This window comes from Peribacillus asahii, assembly GCF_003570725.1.
GTDB lineage: Bacteria > Bacillota > Bacilli > Bacillales > DSM-1321 > Peribacillus > Peribacillus asahii.
The window spans coordinates 379,418-399,627 of record NZ_QWVS01000013.1; the positions used below are offsets into that span (position 1 = coordinate 379,418).

16 protein-coding genes are annotated in these 20,210 nt (G+C 39.5%); all 16 read right to left on the reverse strand.

The annotated features are described in order from the left end of the window. Positions 1-105 precede the first annotated feature (105 nt). Positions 106-885 carry an RNA polymerase sporulation sigma factor SigG gene (gene sigG, locus D1953_RS08065; protein ID WP_119116646.1) on the reverse strand — a complete coding sequence of 260 codons (780 nt, stop codon included), beginning with the start codon at positions 883-885 and terminating at the stop codon, positions 106-108. Positions 886-1,030: 145 nt separating this feature from the next. Further along, the gene (gene sigE / locus D1953_RS08070; RefSeq protein ID WP_119116647.1) at positions 1,031-1,750 is read right to left on the reverse strand and encodes an RNA polymerase sporulation sigma factor SigE; all 720 of its coding nucleotides are present in this window, start codon (positions 1,748-1,750) and stop codon (positions 1,031-1,033) included. Positions 1,751-1,892: 142 nt separating this feature from the next. After that, positions 1,893-2,828, reverse strand: a complete 936-nt coding sequence (gene spoIIGA, locus D1953_RS08075) for a sigma-E processing peptidase SpoIIGA (RefSeq protein ID WP_425454260.1) — start codon at positions 2,826-2,828, stop codon at positions 1,893-1,895. A gap of 436 nt (positions 2,829-3,264) precedes the next feature. Further along, complete coding sequence (ftsZ, locus tag D1953_RS08080; protein ID WP_119116648.1) at positions 3,265-4,437, reverse strand: cell division protein FtsZ; 1,173 nt, start codon at positions 4,435-4,437, stop codon at positions 3,265-3,267. Between the two features lie 41 nt (positions 4,438-4,478). Continuing rightward, entirely contained in the window at positions 4,479-5,768 is a 1,290-nt protein-coding gene (gene ftsA / locus D1953_RS08085; RefSeq protein ID WP_119116649.1) for a cell division protein FtsA, read from the reverse strand. A 618-nt stretch (positions 5,769-6,386) separates the two neighbouring features. Beyond that, a complete protein-coding gene (locus tag D1953_RS08090; protein ID WP_119116650.1) occupies positions 6,387-7,172 on the reverse strand; it encodes a cell division protein FtsQ/DivIB in 786 nt (261 codons plus the stop codon). 179 nt (positions 7,173-7,351) lie between these two features. After that, entirely contained in the window at positions 7,352-8,260 is a 909-nt protein-coding gene (murB, locus tag D1953_RS08095; protein WP_119116685.1) for a UDP-N-acetylmuramate dehydrogenase, read from the reverse strand. A 368-nt stretch (positions 8,261-8,628) separates the two neighbouring features. Then, the gene (gene spoVE / locus D1953_RS08100) at positions 8,629-9,729 is read right to left on the reverse strand and encodes a stage V sporulation protein E (RefSeq protein WP_119116651.1); all 1,101 of its coding nucleotides are present in this window, start codon (positions 9,727-9,729) and stop codon (positions 8,629-8,631) included. Positions 9,730-9,916: 187 nt separating this feature from the next. Then, positions 9,917-11,269: a UDP-N-acetylmuramoyl-L-alanine--D-glutamate ligase gene (murD, locus tag D1953_RS08105; protein ID WP_119116652.1), complete on the reverse strand. Its 1,353-nt coding sequence runs from the start codon at positions 11,267-11,269 to the stop codon at positions 9,917-9,919. A 1-nt stretch (position 11,270) separates the two neighbouring features. Beyond that, positions 11,271-12,248, reverse strand: coding sequence for a phospho-N-acetylmuramoyl-pentapeptide-transferase (gene mraY, locus D1953_RS08110; RefSeq protein ID WP_119116653.1), 978 nt, complete (start codon positions 12,246-12,248; stop codon positions 11,271-11,273). Positions 12,249-12,283: 35 nt separating this feature from the next. Next, entirely contained in the window at positions 12,284-13,744 is a 1,461-nt protein-coding gene (locus D1953_RS08115) for a UDP-N-acetylmuramoyl-L-alanyl-D-glutamate--2,6-diaminopimelate ligase (RefSeq protein WP_119116654.1), read from the reverse strand. A 243-nt stretch (positions 13,745-13,987) separates the two neighbouring features. Continuing rightward, a complete protein-coding gene (locus D1953_RS08120) occupies positions 13,988-15,910 on the reverse strand; it encodes a stage V sporulation protein D (protein ID WP_119116655.1) in 1,923 nt (640 codons plus the stop codon). Between the two features lie 121 nt (positions 15,911-16,031). Continuing rightward, positions 16,032-18,197, reverse strand: coding sequence for a penicillin-binding protein (locus tag D1953_RS08125; protein ID WP_281271534.1), 2,166 nt, complete (start codon positions 18,195-18,197; stop codon positions 16,032-16,034). Further along, complete coding sequence (ftsL, locus tag D1953_RS08130; RefSeq protein ID WP_119116657.1) at positions 18,197-18,550, reverse strand: cell division protein FtsL; 354 nt, start codon at positions 18,548-18,550, stop codon at positions 18,197-18,199. The genes D1953_RS08125 and ftsL overlap by 1 nt, the downstream gene beginning before the upstream one ends. Positions 18,551-18,579: 29 nt before the next feature. Next, the gene (rsmH, locus tag D1953_RS08135; protein ID WP_119116658.1) at positions 18,580-19,512 is read right to left on the reverse strand and encodes a 16S rRNA (cytosine(1402)-N(4))-methyltransferase RsmH; all 933 of its coding nucleotides are present in this window, start codon (positions 19,510-19,512) and stop codon (positions 18,580-18,582) included. Positions 19,513-19,558: 46 nt separating this feature from the next. Beyond that, entirely contained in the window at positions 19,559-19,990 is a 432-nt protein-coding gene (gene mraZ, locus D1953_RS08140) for a division/cell wall cluster transcriptional repressor MraZ (RefSeq protein WP_119116659.1), read from the reverse strand. Positions 19,991-20,210: the final 220 nt, after the last annotated feature.

The window sequence follows — 20,210 nt, forward strand, 5'->3', positions numbered from 1 at the left end:
TAGCCCCATCTATAAATGAACAAAAATAAAAAGCCCGCTACATAGCTTGCTGAGCAAAGGGTAAAGAAGGGCTTCTTTACCCAGTTGGGCAAGCTTGTAACGCGCTTAATGTTGGATATTTTTATTCATTTGTTTAATGGCCGCTTTTTCTAACCGAGAAACTTGCGCCTGTGAAATGCCGATTTCCTCAGCTACCTCCATTTGCGTTTTTCCCTGAAAGAATCGTTTACGTAAAATCATTTTTTCACGTTCATTTAGGCGGCGCATGCCTTCGTTCACAGCAATTTCATCAATCCACGTACTATCTTTGTTTTTCTCGTCACTTAACTGGTCGAGTACATAAATTGGATCCCCGCCGTCATTATAAATCGGTTCAAACAAAGAAACAGGATCTTGGATTGCATCTAGAGCAAAGACAATTTCCTCATGGGGTACCTCCAACACTTTTGCGATTTCTTCTGCTGTTGGCTCACGAAGCGTTTGGCTTATGAGCTTTTCTTTTACTTGCAAAGCTTTGTAGGCGATATCCCTTAACGAACGAGACACACGAATTGGATTATTATCACGCAAGTAACGTCTAATTTCACCAATAATCATGGGTACAGCGTACGTTGAAAATTTTACATTTTGACCGAGGTCAAAGTTATCAATGGACTTCATTAACCCTATACAGCCTACCTGAAATAGATCATCTACATATTCCCCGCGATTATTAAAGCGTTGAATGACGCTCAAAACGAGCCTAAGATTCCCATTTACCAGTTTCTCTCTTGCTGAAATATCGCCATCCTGCATTTCTTTAAAGAGTACTCTCATTTCATCGTTCTTTAAAACCGGTAATTTCGATGTATCAACACCGCAGATTTCAACCTTATTACGAGACAAATTTATTCCCTCCTCACAGGAGCGCTGTACAAACATCAGTATCTCCGCGGGAGGGAAAAATATGCACTTGTTTGTCGTCGAAACATGTCAGTTTAGCTAGAAAATATTGATTACATCACTATTTATCAGCATTAGAAAAAATTTTTTACACCATTTTATTAAACTCTTTTCGAAGCCGCTTAATAATTCGTTTTTCCAAACGTGAGATATAAGATTGAGAAATACCAAGCATATCTGCTACATCCTTTTGAGTCTTCTCCTCTTCACCTGCTAGTCCAAAGCGCAGCTCCATAATTTGCTTTTCACGGTCCGATAGTTGGGTTAGTGCTTTCGTCAATAAATTTCGATCAACATTCGCTTCTAAATCTTTCGTTATAATATCTTCCTCTGTACCTAATACATCTGATAGTAAAAGCTCATTCCCATCCCAATCAATATTTAATGGTTCATCAAAAGATACTTCCGAACGAATTTTATTGTTTCTTCGTAAATACATAAGAATTTCATTTTCAATACATCTCGATGCATAGGTAGCTAATTTAATTTTCTTCTCTGGGTTAAACGTATTAACCGCCTTAATTAACCCAATCGTTCCAATGCTGATAAGATCCTCAATATTAATGCCTGTGTTTTCAAATTTACGAGCAATATAGACCACGAGTCTTAAGTTACGTTCAATTAAGATGGAACGAGCCGCCTCATCTCCCTTTGGCAGCTTATTAATTAAGATTTCTTCTTCTTCTTTTGATAGGGGCGGTGGCAAAGCTTCACTCCCGCCTATATAAAAAACCTCATCTGTTTTGAGCCCTAATTTAAATAATAATTTGTACCACAAGTACGTTATACGAAGAATAAATTTCCTCAAAGTAATTCTCCCTTCTACACTTAGACTTTATTATTGAACGCGATTATGGTGTATTCCATATGCGGATTAATGAACAACTTTGTTACATGACACATCCATTAATAATATTCTGTAATAAAAATGAGACTCATAGATTATCGCCCTATGAAGCACTCGGAACAGGAATGCCTGTCAACATTTTCGGATGCACAATACATTGATACGCATTCTCTGCCGAAAGCTGCTGCAAAGTGAACGACACAAGGCCACGTTCTACTTCGTATACTTTTTCGTTACACTGAATGCGCAAAGAATCTGGTTTAATAGCGGTCAATAATTGATGACTCTGTCCAACTACTTTATAAGGAATCACGCGAATTCGTTCAGCCCAGGTGTAGTTCGTCATTTCACCTTCTTGCAGCATAGTATCAGGATTTTCAAAAAGCTCCAACATATCAGCCGGGATATGTGACTCCTGTCCAACAATTGACACAATCATGACCGGAGAACGACTAATCGGATCATACAGCTGATTCCCGCTATCAATGAGGCCTTGAAATTCAGCTTTAAAGTCCGCTACCTCAACCGTTACCGTCACTATCTGTTCATAGTTGAGTTTCGTCATTTCCATTCCATCAAGCATTCGTTTCGAAAACTGCCACGCAAGTGGAAAACCAAGCGCTACAAACAGCCAGCTCATCGGATCACCGAAACGATTCATACCCATTTGTGTACTAGTAGCCATTTCTGCCACTTGAAACGAGAAGAAATAATGGAGCCCAAGTAAAATTCCTCCTGATAAAAAGGTCACAAAATACAGTGTCATAAGTGTCTTCAAAAAGAGTTTTAAACGAATAAAGCCAAATACAGTCAACACCATAAAGACGGAAAATAATAATTTCATATAGATGTTATCAGTCAAAGCAGAATATGAAGTGAATGCCAACGCGATAATGAAGGAACCGATTAAACCACCTGCTACCAGCCGCCATAACGGTACTCGTCGCTTTAAGATGATCGCAGTCCAATACAAAAGAAGACAGTCAAAAAGCCAATTTAATAGCCAAATGATATCTACGTATACTGTCAAGCCGTTCACTCCTTTCGAAGGAAAAGGGGCGGAACTCCGCATCTTTTACATCACCTTCAAGTTAGGGGAACATTTGATGTATCCTAGCGCTTTTAGTGGTGCATGCTTACGTTCACGCCGCCTTTATTCTTCCACTTCATTTTTTCATAATCATGTAGATCACCTTGTTGATGGTCTATCGTTCTTGAAAAGAGTATAACGTACCTGCTTTGCGAAAGTGTGTCACTTTTTGTGCTGAAATTGTAAAAGTTTTTCAACCTTTTTGTTGAAAAAACACTATAAGTATTGGTTCTTTTTTTCAGATAGAGGCATAGCCCCAAAAAAGGTCTAAAACTAAAGCATGAGAGACTAGAGAAAAATCGACAATACTTGTAGATAAACAAAAAAAGATTCAAAGGCTACATAAAATCATAACCTTTGAATCTTTTTCAATCATTAGTATTCCTTAACGACGTCTATTACGGTTGCGAAGGAATGTTGGAATATCCAATGTTTCTTCCGCTTGATTATTTACACTGCGAACCGGTGGCTCATGTGTTTCTTCTCTTTTCACTTCACGCTTCATAGTTGGCTGCTGTGATGGCTGTTGAGGTTGTGATTGTGGTTGTGTTCTCGGTTGCTGTTGTCCAAATGAAGGACGTGCAGCCTGACGTAATGGTTGCTCTACTTCATTGAAGCCTGTTGCAATAACCGTTACAACAATTTCATCTTTTAAATTCTCATTAATGACCGAACCAAAAATCATGTTTACCTCTTGATCAGACGCAGTCGCTACAATATCAGCTGCTTCCTGAACTTCAAATAAACTTAAATTCGTACCACCTGTAATATTCATAAGCACACCTTGTGCACCATCAATGGATTTTTCAAGCAATGGACTGGAGATTGCTTTTTTGGCAGCTTCTGTTGCACGATTTTCTCCAGAGGCAATTCCAATTCCCATAAGGGCAGAGCCTTTGTTTGACATAATCGTCTTCACATCGGCAAAATCGAGGTTAATCAAACCTGGTGTAGCAATCAAATCTGAAATACCTTGTACCCCTTGGCGAAGAACATTATCCGCTTCACGGAATGCTTCAAGCATCGGTGTACTTTTATCAACAATTTCTAAAAGACGATCGTTTGGAATGACAATTAACGTGTCTACCGATTCCTTCATCGCTGAAATGCCGCCTTGGGCCTGTGTCGCACGCTTGCGTCCTTCGAATGTAAATGGACGAGTAACCACTCCAACCGTTAGCGCTCCTAAATCTCTTGCAATTTGCGCAATAACCGGAGCTGCACCAGTCCCTGTTCCGCCACCCATACCAGCAGTAACAAACACCATATCTGCACCACGAAGAGCTTCTTCGATTTGTTCTTTACTTTCTTCGGCCGCTTTCTTCCCAACCTCTGGATTCGCACCGGCACCTAATCCACGTGTTAATTTACCGCCGATTTGCATCTTTACTTCTGCTTTAGATAGATTAAGAGCTTGAGCATCGGTGTTCACAGCAATAAATTCTACACCTTGTACTCCATGCTCAATCATACGGTTCACAGCATTGTTTCCGCCGCCGCCAACACCTATAACTTTTATCATTGCTAATTGTTCTAAATTAGAATCAAACTCTAACATGACAGGCCTCCTATTTTGACGAAATTCCCTTTTTCTTTGTTTTATTCAAAAAAGTATCCTAGAATTTTTTTGAATTTAGATTCACCTTGTTTTTTGGCAGGGGCCTCTTGCGGCTGTTGTGTCTGCCTTGGTTTACGCGGCTCGTTTTGTTCTTGAGTCGGCATAGCAACATCAGGTGTCTTTGTAGCAGTGTTTTTCTGCATTCTCTCTTTTTTACATGCATGTTTAATCAAACCAACAGCTGTCGTATATTGTGGTTCACGAACTCCAATATAATTCGGCTCAGCCGTTCTGACTCGATTTTGGAAAACGTATTGTGCTAAATCTAGCACGCCAGGCATCTTCACACCACCGCCAGTTAGTACAAACCCTCCTGGTACATCTGAGAATCCAAGTCTATTTAATTCATCTTGGATCAACTCAAATATTTCAGTCATCCTTGCCTCAATTATATCTGCCAACATTAATTGATTACAAGGCTGTTGTTGGTCGCTGCCAATAATCGGAATTTGAAATACTTCCTCTTCAGAAGCATCATCATAAAAGGCATGTCCATGCTTAAGTTTAATCTTCTCTGCATCTTCTGTCGTCGTTCGAAGTACAATGGAAAGATCCTTCGTAATCGTTTCGCCACCAATTGGGATGACCGATGTATACTTCAAATAACCCTGTTCAAAGATGGCTAATGTCGTAGAACCCCCGCCAATATCTACCAAGGCTACGCCAAGATCCTTTTCATCCCTCGATAACACAAGTGAGCCTGCTGCCAATGGTTGAAGGGCGATATCTATAATTTCTAATCCTGCTTTCTCTACACATCTTAACGAATTATGTAAAAGCGTGCGTAGACCTGTAATTAAAATACCACGCATTTCAAGCCGAACCCCAATCATACCTCTTGGGTCATTAATCTCATCTAATTCATCCACTTTGTAATGAATCGGCACAGTATCAATAATTTCACGATCCGATGGTATTGTAATCAGCTCAGCTGCCTCTTTAACACGCATCACATCATGTTCTGTAATTTCTTTGTTCTCGCTTGAAACAGCTACAACCCCATGACAAGGCTGAAGATCCACATGGTTACCGCTAATGCCGACAACTACTTTTCGTATCTCCATTCCAATCATTCTTTCTGCTTGTTCAACAGCTTTTTGAATAGATTGAACGGTTTCATCTATATCGACTATGGATCCCTTTTTAAGTCCCATCGATTTGACATTTCCCACACCAATAATGTTTAATGTATCATTCACCATTTCCCCAATGATTACTTTTACACTGGATGTACCGATGTCGAGACTAACGTAAAATTCATTGCTGTTCATTCCATGGCACCTCCTTCAGTATTATATATTTTTTTGGAATTACAACGTTAACGTTTATATAGTAAGAGCAATTAATTATAAGCAAAGTATTTTCGTTCTTAACTTATTTGACAACCTTACTTTCTGCCCGGCAAAAAGGATATCCATTTTCTAGCAATAATAGATATTTCCTTAATCTATTCGTCATTTATAGCTGTTTCCCTTTTAAAAACGAACGATTTTTTCGTTTTTTTATAAGAAGTCAACCATTTTATCCAAATCATCCGAACATGAACGTAAAATTCCAAAAAGTTTTTTGTCAAACACAGCCTATACTCAATACAAGTCTACACTAAGATTCACGTCTAGAAAAGATAAACATACGGTTGACACACGATTATAATAAAGCTGTATATATTCTGATATATAAACAGAATGTAACACCGTATGAACGAATCTTCCTACCTCATTCCCCTCCAAGAGATACCATTTAAAGGGAATTTCAACACAAATTATACAGTATAAGATCAAACGATAATAATCGCTATATCTTATTTCGGAACCTCTTATTACTTTTTTAATATATAATTTAGAAATTTCCTAGATTGCATTGATAATAGAAAGATATCCTTCTATTACTTATTCTCCCTCTTTCTCTTTCTCTTCCTCTTGTTCAGGAGGCTGATAGGCTTTAAAAAATGAACCTACCTCTAAATCAATAATCCCTTTTACTTTAGGATCTAACTGATTTGCAATTGAGGGATAGTGCACCATTTTTTCAGAAAGAGTTTCGCTCGTCGCGCTTACTTCAAACCCGTCATTCATATACATTATAATATGATATGGATCCATTTTTGTTGGTTTATAATGAATTTCCGAAACCAAATTCTGGATTTCTTCCGGCAATTTTACCAATTCTTCCAACAAGCGATTCAAAGCTTTTCCTTCTTTGAAATCAATTAACACAGGAGCAAATACAGGGATTTCCCCTGTCTCTAAACCATCTAATATCTCTCCATTTTCAAGAATAGGATAAAAATGCTTTCCTTTAAGCAAATAAGCCATTTTATTATGTTCTGACACTGTAATTTTAATCGAATTAGGAAACACAGGAACGACCTCAGCACTCTTAATTTCAGGCTTTTCCTTTATATTAGCCGCAATTTGTGCTGTGTCGACCTTCCATATACTTTGATTTTTGTTTATATTACTCAGCTTTGCAATCTGCGCCTTAGACAAATATCGATTTCCCTCTACTTCGACCGATTTTACATGGCTTAATGGTGATAGAAAGTATAATACGCAACCAACAAGAATAAAAAAGAGAGACAGCAAGAATATTAAACGACGATTTGTGTTCCTCTTTCTTATCTTTTTCAGCTTTGGAATGCGATCCTCAATTGAAATGACTTTCCCTTTCTCCACCCCTTTCACCTCTTCCTAAAAAGTAAAATCAAACACCAGAAAAGCGACTTCGTCTTATTCAACTTAATTAAGCTCTACATCATCATTTATTTACAAGAATAGTTATCCAAACTCGACGATTCTTCATTTTCCGCAATTTATTATATCACAGTACATAAGTATGTTTATAGATTGTTCCATTATTTTCGACCAATTATTTCAACTTCTGTCTCCATCACAATTCCATATTGTTTAAACACAGTGTCTTTTACATGCTGAATTAAAGCTAACACATCAGCAGCCTTTCCATTTCCCGTATTTACAATGAAATTACCGTGCATTGGCGAAATTTGTGCACCACCAATGGAATACCCTTTTAAACCAGCCTCTTGTACAAGCTGCCCTGCATAATGAGGAAGTGGATTCCTAAAAATGCTGCCTGCACAAGGAAGATTGTACGGCTGTGTCTCTTTCCGATAGTTTTTATTGCTCTGCATTTTAGCTACAATTTCTTCCCGATTACCAGGTGTTAACTGAAAGATAGCTTCTAACACAATCCCCGGACGTTTTTTTTGTAAAATAGATGTTCGATAAGAGAATTCCATCTCTTCTTTAGAGAGCCACGCAAGCGTACCATCAGCAAATAAAACATAGGCCTTCTCTAATATCTCACTCATATCAGAACCATGGGCCCCCGCATTCATATACACAGAACCTCCAACTGACCCTGGAATGCCACTGGCAAACTCCAGACCCGCTAACCCTTTTTTGCTAATTTGCACAGAAAGACTAACAAGCGAATAGCCTGCTCCAACTCGGATTTCCGACCCATTTATCTCCAAATGATCTAATCCTTTGCCCAATTTAATAAGGGCTCCTTCGATGCCAGCATCACTTACAAGCAAATTAGATCCTCTTCCGATTGCACGCCAAGGCAGATTATTCTCTCTAATAATCTTCATCGTTTTTTCCAAATTTTCAATCGAAGAAGGTTCAATAAATAAATCCGCAGGTCCTCCCATTTTCATCGTTGTATGATTTGCAAGCGGTTCATTCACAAGAACTTTACCAACCTGTAAATCTCTTAATTGTTGTACAATTGCCTCCATCATAAAAATAAGCCTCCTCAATATTCCTTTTAGAAAAGCATCACTTGTCTCTCTAGCAAAGAAAGCCCATGTCTTTTCTTCCCCTTCAATCCTTTGGGGGGATTAAACGTTTTTAACGTATTAAAAGCGAAATGTTTCATCTACATTCCGACATACAATTTGATTTAACAGCATTGACAGACGTATCACTATTTTACATCGTTTTAGCCTCTTATACTATAGTCTAAACAGGGCATTAATGCCAATAATTCTATACAAATTCTCCATAATCTATATTAGTAATTTTCCCCAAATGTCTGTTAATCAATGATGATTGATGTAGACAGCGGATTATAAAAAAAGAAGCTCTATATGAACAGAGCTTCTCCTTAAAAACGGGAATAACGACTAATGTTCAACAACACACCGATGGCCATAAGCATCAACGTTAACGAAGATCCTCCGTAACTTAAAAGAGGCAGGGTAATTCCGGTAACCGGCATCAACCCGGTTACAACGCCAATATTAATCATCACTTGAATGGCTACCATTCCAATAATCCCAACAGCCACAAGACTGCCATAAAGGTCTGGAGCACCTAGGGCGATGCGAATTCCTCGCCAAAGCATTAGAGCAAATAAAAATAGAACGAGCGAGCCTCCAATAAACCCTAATTCCTCCGATAAAATAGCAAAGATAAAATCCGTTTGCGGCTCCGGAAGATAAAAGAACTTTTGCCGACTTTGCCCTAATCCAAGACCAAACAAACCTCCTGGACCAATCGCATACAAAGATTGAATCATTTGGAAGCCGCTTCCAAGAGGATCTTCCCACGGATCCAAGAAAGACGTAATTCGCTTTATTCGATACGGAGCCGATAATACGAGGACTACGAAACCAGCAACGCCGATTAAACCTAGCCCAACAAAGTGGCTAATTCTTGCTCCAGCAATAAAAATCATGACCATACACGTACCAACCATAACTGTGCCCGTTCCTAAATCAGGCTGAAGCATAATTAACCCAAAAGCTAAAAAGACAAGGCTTAGAGATGGCAGCATCCCTTTTTTAAATGATGTAATCAGCTTTTGCCGTTCAGAAAGAAACTTGGCTAAAAAAGCAATCATCGCCAGCTTCATAAATTCTGATGGTTGAACAGAAAAAGCTCCAACGCCAATCCAGCTTCGCGATCCATTACGCGTCATTCCAATTCCAGGAACCAGAACAGCTAATAGTAAAATAAAGCAAACAATAATCAGCAGCTTCGCCCATGTGCGCCACGTCCAATAATCAACATTCATAATAAAGAACATCGCGACAACGCCTAAACAGGCAAACAACAACTGACGCTTCGCAAAATAGAAAGAATCATCAAATTTATAATCTGCCCAAATAGCACTGGCGCTGTATACCATAGTTAAACCAATGGCCAAAAGACTTAGTGTCACAATAATGAGAATTAAATCGGGATTAGATTTTTTTAATGGCACAGACAATCCACCTCTAAGAAGATTTTAGAGCCTTTTGCGAGCAACACCAGCTGAAGTCGTACATAGGCAGGCTATACTTTAGTCAAAAAAAAAGCGATAACCACCATTATCGCTTTTTTCTAAGATGTCGAAGTGAAAGCAATACTGCTTTCTTCTGTAAAGCCCAAATACTTTCAATAAAAAGCTCTTACTTCAGCTTATGCACAGCCTCCATAAACATGTCCCCTCTTTGCTCAAATGTTTTATATTGATCCCAGCTTGCACAAGCAGGAGAAAGGAGAATGCAGTCGCCCTCGTTTGATAATTCGAAAGCAACTGGAACAGCCGTTACTACATTATCGACACGTTTAATATTCGTTATTCCTATTTCTTTTGCTACACGTTCAATTTTCTCTGCTGTTTGCCCAAATGTCACAACAGCTTTCACATTTTTCATACTCGCCTTCAATTCGTCAAACTCATTGCCGCGATCCAGGCCGCCAGCTAGTAAAATCGTTGGTTCTGAGAAAGACGCAAGCGCCTTAGAAGCAGCCAAAATATTCGTCGCTTTTGAATCATTATAAAATTTACGATTCTTTATTGTGGCTACATATTGCAAACGGTGTTCTACTCCATGAAACGACGACAGTACCGATTGAATCGCTTCATTTGAAACATCTTTTAATTTCACAGCAGATATAGCGGCTAAAATATTTTCTAAATTATGTTTACCTGGCAGAGCAATATCCGCTGTATTCATCACTTTTTCACCGCGGAAGTAAACAGCGCCCGCTTCTATATAGGCACCTTGCTCCTGTTTTGTCGTCGCTGAAAATGGAACTAGCTCCGCCTGTGAGCCGGCAGCCATGCGTCTTACGTCTTCTTGGTCTGCATTGTAAACAAAGAAATCTGTCTTTTGTTGATTTTTTGTGATTGCTGCTTTCGCCTCTGCATATTCTTGCTTCGAGCTATGATAATCGAGATGAGCATCATATAGATTTGTCACAAGTGCGATTTCCGGGCGAAACTCTTCGATCCCCATTAACTGAAACGATGATAGCTCAATGACGATTGTATCCTCTGCTTTTGCCTCTTTAGCCACACCGGAAGCAACTGTACCAATATTTCCAGCAATTAATGGCGACTTGTCCCCAGCCTTCAACATTTCAAAAATTAATGTAGTCGTCGTTGTTTTCCCATTTGTTCCAGTAATCCCAACAAACGGCGCCTCACTAATTTGATAAGCAAGCTCTACTTCCGTAATAACGGGAATCCCTTTTTCCAGAGCCCCTTTGATAAGCGGATTACGATAAGGAATTCCTGGATTTTTGACAATTAGCTCGAAGCCTTCATCCAACAGCTCAATAGGATGACTTCCGCATATCACTTTAATACCTTGCTCTAGCAGTCCTTGTGCCTCAGGATTCTCAGACAGTGGCTTCATATCATTCACCGTTACAAATGCTCCTAGCTTATGAAGAAGGGAAGCAGCCGTGACCCCGCTTTTCGCTAACCCTAATACCAATACTTTTTTTTGTGAATATTTTGCTGTTTCCTTCATTTTACACCCACACCTCTAAATAGATTCCGAGCACTGCACAAAGTAATCCTACCGTCCAAAACGTCACAACAACGCGCCATTCTGACCAGCCAGAAAGCTCATAATGATGGTGCAGCGGACTCATTTTAAAAATTCTTTTCCCTCTTAATTTAAACGAACCAACTTGCAAAATAACCGATAATGTTTCAATAACAAAGACTCCACCAATAATAACAAGCATTAATTCTAAATTTGTTAACAGCGCAATCGAAGCAATGGCTCCACCTAAAGCTAGTGAACCTGTATCTCCCATAAACACCTTGGCAGGGTGAGCATTAAAGACAAGAAATCCTAATACAGCCCCTACAACAGCTACAGAGAAAATAGCAACATCATATTGAGATTGATTCCAAGCAAGTACAGCAAACGCTCCAAAAGCAATAGCTGACGTTCCCGATACAAGCCCGTCTAAACCATCTGTTAAATTCACAGCATTCGAGAAGCCAACAAGCCAGAAAATCACGATAAACACATAAAACCATCCAAAATCAATAGCAAAATCCGTTCCTGGAATCGTTAAAGAAGGAACAAAATGATCCGCGCGTCGATAAACTAAATAAAAAATAACAGCAATAACGATTTGACCGAATAATTTTTGTTTCGATGTTAAACCGAGATTTCGCTTCATCACTACTTTAATAAAATCATCTAAAAAGCCTAATAGACCAAACCCTAATGTAACGAATAATAATAAATATGTTTCAAACGATGGTTCTGAAAATTTAAATGTCATCACGAGTGTCGCAATTGTAACCGCAAGCAAAATCATGATGCCGCCCATCGTTGGTGTTCCTGTTTTCTTTTGATGTGATTTTGGCCCTTCTTCCCGAATGCTTTGCCCAAATTTAAGTCTTCTTAAAAATGGAATAAAAATCGGGGAGAATAGGACGGTAATTAAAAAAGCTACCAAAATCGTATAAAAAATCACTTGTTCCAACATTCCTTACTCCCTCATTCCTCATACAATAAAATCATTTATTTGTTTAAAATTGCTTTCTTTGCTTCTTCACGGTCGTCAAAGTGCAGCACTTGATCTCCTATTAGTTGATACGTTTCATGTCCTTTTCCGGCAATGACAATGACATCACCAGCTTCAGCTTGTGAAACTGCATAGGCGATTGCCTCACGACGATCCTCTATTACTTTATACAGTTGGCCGGCAACGCCTGCTTCCATATCACGCAAAATCTGGCTTGGATTTTCACTGCGTGGGTTATCGGAAGTAAAAATTGGAAGCGTCGCAAATTGACAAGCAATTTTAGCCATCAATGGACGTTTTGTTTTATCTCGGTCGCCTCCGCATCCAACAACAACAAAAATCTTTTTCTCCGCAAATTCTTGAACTGTTTTCAACACATTTTCTAAGCTGTCCGGTGTGTGAGCATAATCTACAATAACAGGAAATGCTTGCCCTGCTGAAACAAGTTCAAAACGACCCGAAACACCCTTTACTTCTTCGATTGATTGAATGCTTGCATCTAGATCTACACCCGCACATAATGCTGCTGAAATTGCTGCTAGTACGTTATACACACTGAACTTACCCATAAGCTGTAGTTGCACGCGTCGCTCTTCATTGGCAAATACAAGCGTAAATGCGGTCCCTTTTGCCGAAATATGAATGTCTTTAGCAACGACATCAGCCGGTTTGTCAATCCCATATGTCACAACCGTCGCTGCAGTTGCCTTAATGAAATCTCCTGCTGCTTCATCATCGGCATTTAACACAGCATATTTAGGACGGTTCTCTATATAGGTATTTCCAAGCTGAGAGAAAAGCAAAGATTTTGCTTGTTTATAATGTTCCATCGTTTTATGAAAATCTAGATGGTCTTGTGTTAAATTGGTAAAAACTGCAATATCATAATCACAGCCATGCACCCGCCCAAGCTCTAAAGCATGTGACGATACTTCCATAATAGCCGTATCTACGTTCGCTTCAATCATTTGATGAAACGCTTGCTGCAACGTTACACTATCGGGTGTTGTATTTTTCGTTTCATACGTTTGATCAGCGATCTTCGTATACATCGTACCGATTAACCCGGTTGTTTGTTGTTGGTCACCAAAGATTTTCTCTAAAAGATGGCTCGTTGTTGTTTTGCCATTTGTGCCAGTAATGCCAATTAAGCGCAGCTTTTGTGTTGGATGACCGTAAAAAGCATCGGCCAGTACCGCCATCGCCCGTTTTGTATCTCGAACAACGATAACGGGTACCGGTAGATCAAGCGGCCGCTCAGCAAGAATGGCACTTGCTCCATTGTCTACGGCAGATTTGGCAAACTCATGGCCATCAACTGTGTACCCTTGAATACAAACAAATAAACTACCGTCCTTTACTTTACGGTTATCATTCTCTATCGAGGTAATGTCTGGATTATCCCCTTCATATTTAACTAAAGCATGCAAATAAGATAGTAATGTATGTAGCTTCATTTTTCTCCATCCCTCTCAACTTTATCTGAGGATTTATTATAGGTGAATCATTACACCTTGTCGAGAAAAGCATGTATCATTGCTTTTCTATCGTAGACTCTTCAGCCTTCTTAACTGTTTCCTTTAACTGTTTTATTTCTAAACAAAACCTCCACTCCCTAAACTGTGTCAGTCAGCTTAGGTTATCGTAAAACAAAGCGGCTGATGTTTCAGCCGCTTCCACTAACCATGTTTATTTTATACTTATTCTGTATTTTCGCCAAGATAAATTCGTATTGTGGACCCTTCTTTTATTTTCACACCTGCTTCTGGTGCTTGTTTAATAACATAATTACCTTGTCCAGCAATATCGAGCTTTAAATCAAGCAGCTGCGTTTGTAATTCGTTTTTCGTCATTCCTACAACATTAGGCACTTCAATCATGACAGGGTCGTTCCATTTCCGCTCTTTTTCAATTTGATTTTTTCGCGGCTTGACATCAAGAGCATGAAGAGAGTCTTCCATGATTTTCCCAACGATTGGAGCAGCAACTACACCACCAAATTGTACAGTCCCTTTTGGATTATCTACAGCAACATAAATAACAACTTCTGGCTTGTCTGCCGGGGCGAATCCAATGAAGGAAACGATATGATTATTTTCCAAGTAACGGCCGTTTTCTGCTTTTTGAGCCGTTCCTGTTTTCCCGCCAACTCGGTAAGATTCTACGAAAGCACCTGCTCCGCTTCCTTTCGCTACAACCGATTCAAGGGCACGGCGCACTTCCTTCGATGTTTCCTCGGAAATAACGCGCCTCTTCGCTTTAGGTTTCTTCTCCATCACTACTTCCCCTGTTGTTGAATCAATTAGTTCCTTCGCAATATAAGGTGTATACAGGATGCCGCCATTAACCGCTGCAGAAACAGCCGTTACCTGTTGAATCGGGGTCACAGATACCCCTTGCCCAAACGCTGTTGTAGCCTGCTCAACCGGGCCAACTCGGTCCATATTAAACATAATCCCTGTACCTTCTCCAGCTAAATCAATACCCGTTTTCGCTCCGAAACCGAAATCTTTAATATATTGAAACAGCTTGTCTTTCCCAAGACGCTCTCCTAATTGAACGAAGCCGGGGTTGCACGAATTTTCAACTACTTCTAAATAGGTTTGTGAGCCATGCCCGCCCCTTTTCCAACAACGTAAAGTTGCGCCTGCTACTTCGACATGTCCTGGGTCAAAAAAAGTATCTTTATCTAAATTGACCTTGCCTTCTTCAAGAGCCGCTGCCAGTGTGATAATCTTAAATGTCGAACCTGGTTCATAGGAACTCCATACTGGTAAATTTCGATTATACACTTCTGGTGGTACCTTTTGGAAGTTAGCTGGATCAAAAGATGGCCTACTCGACATCGCTAAAATTTCACCTGAATTCGGATCCATCGCAATTGCAATGATGCCATCCGGATTATAAGTCGCCTCTGCATTATCAAGTTCTCGCTCAACAATCGTTTGAATTTTGCTATCAATCGTCAGCTTTACATCATTGCCATCAACAGGCGCTTTATAATCATCTGCCATATTTTCGAGTCTTTTTCCTTTAGCATCTGAGTAAAATTTCACATAGCCTTTTTCACCACTTAATTCTTTATCGTACGTCAATTCAATGCCCATTAAACCTTGGTTATCTGAACCAGCAAATCCAAGTACATGTGATAAATAGGAACCAAATGGGTAATGCCTTTTTGAGTCTTCTGCAATATATACTCCCTTTAACCCTAGCGCTTTTATTTTTTTCGCTTTTTCATGAGAAATCTTCCGCCCTTCTGGAATACGAACACTCATTGTCTTCTTTGTCAGTAATTCGTAGGCTTTTTGTTTGTCCATATTTAATATAGAAGCAAGTTGTTCCGCCGCTTCGCCTGGGTTTTCGATTTGCCTTGGAATGACGTATACAGTCGGAGCTGAAATATTAGTTGCAAGCTCTACTCCATTTCGATCCAATATTTCACCGCGCTTCGGTTCGAACGGAATATTCCGACTCCACAAATCTTCTGCTAAACTCGTTAATTCGTCTCCCCGTAAAAATTGCACAATTCCTAGGCGAATATCAATAATGAAAAAAATGATAATCCCTGCTGCTAAAGCAATCGCCAGCCGTTTTCGCACCGTTACATTAGAAACTCGCAAAAACAGACACCTCCATTCACACTTGCTACAATATATGCTTGTCTTATAGAAGGTAGACTAAGAAAAGCAAAGTCGAATGGGCCACAACGAAAAAGCACCGGCTTATGCCGATGCTTTTTCGTTAATCATGTACTTCTTCTTCATCCGGTTCCTTTTTCTCAACGATGTCATTCGGTTTGGTTAATTCAACAATAAGATAATCTCCCTCTTTCATCGTCTTACCAGTTTTCATATTTTGTTTTGTTACATACCCAGTACCTGCTGTATTTAATTGTACACCACTAATATTAGCCACCTTCATAACATCCCGTAGCGACCAGCCTTGCATATTAGGGGCTTTCATTTCCCCTTCCGTTCGGAAAATAATTTTCTCACCCGGCAGTAAAGCAGCCCCTGCTTTTGGAGCTTGATCAATTATTTTACGTCCATCGCCAATTGTCACTACTTCATATCCTAATTGCTTAAGTTTTTTTGTAGCAGTTTGAAGTGGTTGGTTCGCAAAATCTTCAAGCTCGGTCGCTGTTTGTTTTTTTATATTCGTTGGTTCAATATTTAAATATTGTAAACTATTTTGCATAACTGGCTTAAAAATCTCTGATACAGGATCTGCTCCTACATAAGAAGTACCCAATTGCGGCTGCTTAACAGCCACATACATAACGAGTTGAGGATCATCCGCCGGTGCCATTCCTAAAAAAGAAAACATATAGTTATTCCGTCCAACCATATAACGTCCATCTGCTCCAGCAATTTCAGCAGTTCCTGTTTTCCCAGCTACATCATACCCTTCTAAAGCATATGGCTTACCCGTTCCTTTTTCAGCTGTTACAACCGTCTCTAAATAATCTCGAACTTCTTTCGCCGACTTCGCCGAAATAGGCTGTCCAACTACTTTCGGCTTTGTTGTTTTCAACACTTTCCCAGTGTCTTGATTAGAAATACTTTTAATGACGTATGGTCTCATCATCTTGCCATTATTAGCAATCGCTGATGCAGCTTGAATTTGCTGAATGGGCGTGATTGTTGACCCTTGACCAAATGCCGTTGTGACCTTTTCAATTTTATATTTATATTGAATCCTTCCAATAATTTCATTTGGCAAGTCGATGCCTGTTTTGTTATCAAAACCAAATTTTGTTAAATACTCACGGAACGTATCGGCACCGATCTTATCCATCGCAAGCGTTGAAAAGGCGACATTAGAAGAGCGTTGAACTCCTTCTAGAAACGTCATCGTTTGTCCTGCTGGTATCCCACTATGGTCTCTAGGTGATTTGGACCCCGGTACATTATAGCTCCCAGATACATACGTCGCATTCGGATTAAATACTCCCTCTTCCACCGCGGCCGCTAATGTAAAAACCTTCATCGTGGATCCTGGCTCGAAGCTTTCTTCAATGGCTAAATTTCGCCAAGTATCTGCCAAACCTTCCTTCGTAACCGGATGAAAGCTTGGACGTTGTCCCATTGCAACAATTTCACCTGTTTTAGGATTAGAAACAATCGCAATGATTTGACTAGGTGTATACTTTTCTTCAACCTTTGTTAAAGCGTCCTCTAATACCGTTTGAACCTTCTTATCAATCGTTAACGTAACATTCTTCCCATTTTGAGGAGCGGTCACCTTTTCTTGACTATCCGGCAATAACATGCCCCATCGATCACTATCAAAGGTAATCTTCCCATTCTTCTCTAATAAATCATCGTTCATATACCGCTCAATTCCAAATTTCCCTACGGTCTCTCCTGTTTTTTCATCTTGTTCCACATAACCAATTAAATGAGAGGCAAATACACCATTTGGATAAAAGCGTCGGTTCTTCTTTTGGAACGTAATTCCAGGCATCTCCAGCTCTTCAATCTTCTGTTTCGTTTCGTGTGTTAAATCACGTCCCGCCTTCCCAAACTCGACTTGAAATAGACCTTTTTTAGTCAAACGTTCATAAATGTCCGACTCATCCATTTCAATGAACTTAGCTAGCTGCTTTGCCGTCTCTTTCGGATTCTCAACATGCTCTTTCTCTTTTTCACTCAATATCGCTATTAAGGTGAAAGACGACGTATCCTCTGCAATGACTTCCCCATTTGTGTCTAAAATATTTCCTCTTTTTGCTTCAAGCACTTGTTCTCTTTCATATTTCTTATCCAGTTTGGATGCCAGTACTTCTCCACCAGCGATACCTGTTGCCTGAATATAAATAAAACGAATCAGTAAGACAAAAAAGAGCAGGCCGAAGAAGAAAAATAACCCGGCTGCCCCTCGCTTCATATTTTTTTGTTTGAGCATTATTCCTGCACAACCTTCACGTTATTATCATTACGTTTAAGGCCAAGTTCTTCAGCCTTTTTCCATAATCTTTCATAACCACTTAATTCTTTAACCTGTATTTTTAAATCTTCATTCGCTTTTGTTTGCTTTTCAATAGAAACTTCCGCTTGCTGAATATCTTTATTTACTTTATAAATAGCAGCCTGATTAGAAATCATTTTGACACTAACAAATGCCACCATTGCAGCAAGGGCACATAGCAAAAATAGTTCACCAATTGAAATTTTGCTTTTCCGAACGACAACTGTCTGAACAGTTTGTCGCTGCTGTTCAGGTTGTTGCTCCTGAATTTTTTTAGCAAACGAGTTCATTCCACTCACTCCTATTGCGTATCATTTGTTTACTGCTTTTCTGCAATTCGTAACTTAGCTGACCGCGAACGATTATTTCCTTCTAATTCAGCTTCTGAAGGTAAAATCGGCTTTCTCGTAATCAACTTCAACGTTGGCTTAAACTCATCAGGAACAATAGGCAAACCAGGTGGAAGGTCAGGTAGGGAACTAGCAGCTTTAAATACCTTTTTACAAATACGATCTTCTAATGAATGGAAGGTAATAACAGAGATTCTACCACGAGGGTTTAACATGGATATCGCTTGTTCTAACGAATCTTCAAAAACACCTAACTCATCATTTACTGCGATTCGAATTGCTTGAAACACCCGCTTAGCTGGATGTCCGCCTTTACGTCTTGCAGGGGCTGGAATCCCTTCTTTAATAAGGTCAACTAATTCAAATGTAGTCGTAATTGGTTGTTTGGCACGAGCAGCTTCAATCTTTCTTGCAATCTGTTTAGAGAATTTCTCTTCTCCATACTGGAAGAAAATGCGTACCAAATCCTCATATGACCATGTATTCACCACATCATAAGCAGAAATAGAAGCATTTTGATCCATTCGCATATCAAGTGGGGCATCATGTTGATAACTAAACCCTCGCTCTGGTGTATCTAATTGCGGCGAGGAGACACCTAAGTCATATAAAATACCATCTACTTTGTCCACTCCACGCGCCTGCAGTTCTTCTTGTAAATATTTAAAGTTATTTTGGATGAGCACAACGCGATCACCATATGCACGTAATTTCTCTTTAGCATTTTGGATAGCGGTAATATCTTGATCAAAGGAGTATAGCTTTCCCTCACTAGATAACTGCGAAAGCAAGTATTCACTATGTCCCGCTCCTCCAAGTGTACAATCCACATAAATTCCATCCGGTTTTATATTTAAACCATCAACCGTTTCTCTAAGTAGCACAGTCGTATGTTGAAACATTTTTTTCATCCTTCCAATCGATTAATTGAGTCCCATTCGGGTCGCCTTAAATATCAAAGCCGATCATACTCTCTGCTATTTCAGCAAAAGAGTCTTCTGATGTTGCAAAATAGTCTTCCCAAAGGGGCTTGCTCCAAATCTCAATTCGATTGGACACACCAAGAATTACACATTCTTTTTCCAGTTGGCCATATGAAATAAGCGGCGCTGGAATATTAATTCGGCCTTGTTTATCTATGTCGCATTCTGTTGCAGCTGAGAAGAAAAAGCGAGTAAAAGAACGGGCATCTTTTTTCGTTAATGGCAACGCCTTTAACTTTTCTGTGAGAAGACTCCACTCCGCCATGGGATAACCAAACAAACACTGATCAAGACCGCGTGTCAACACAAATTGTTCACCTAGGTTGTCCCGAAATTTCACAGGAACAATCAACCGCCCTTTGGCATCAATGGTGTGATGGTATTCTCCCATAAACATACCCAATACCCCACTTTCTACTATCAATGTACCACATTTCTCCACTTATCTCCACTTGTTTTGAATTTAAATACTTTGGACCTATCATTTTCCACTAAATGTTGATTATAGGATAAATAAGCACTACTAATTGCACTTATATACTTACACAATCCTCCGACATGCAAAAAGAGACAGGCTCAAAACGAGGGCACTGAAAAAGTCCATATCTTTTAACTTT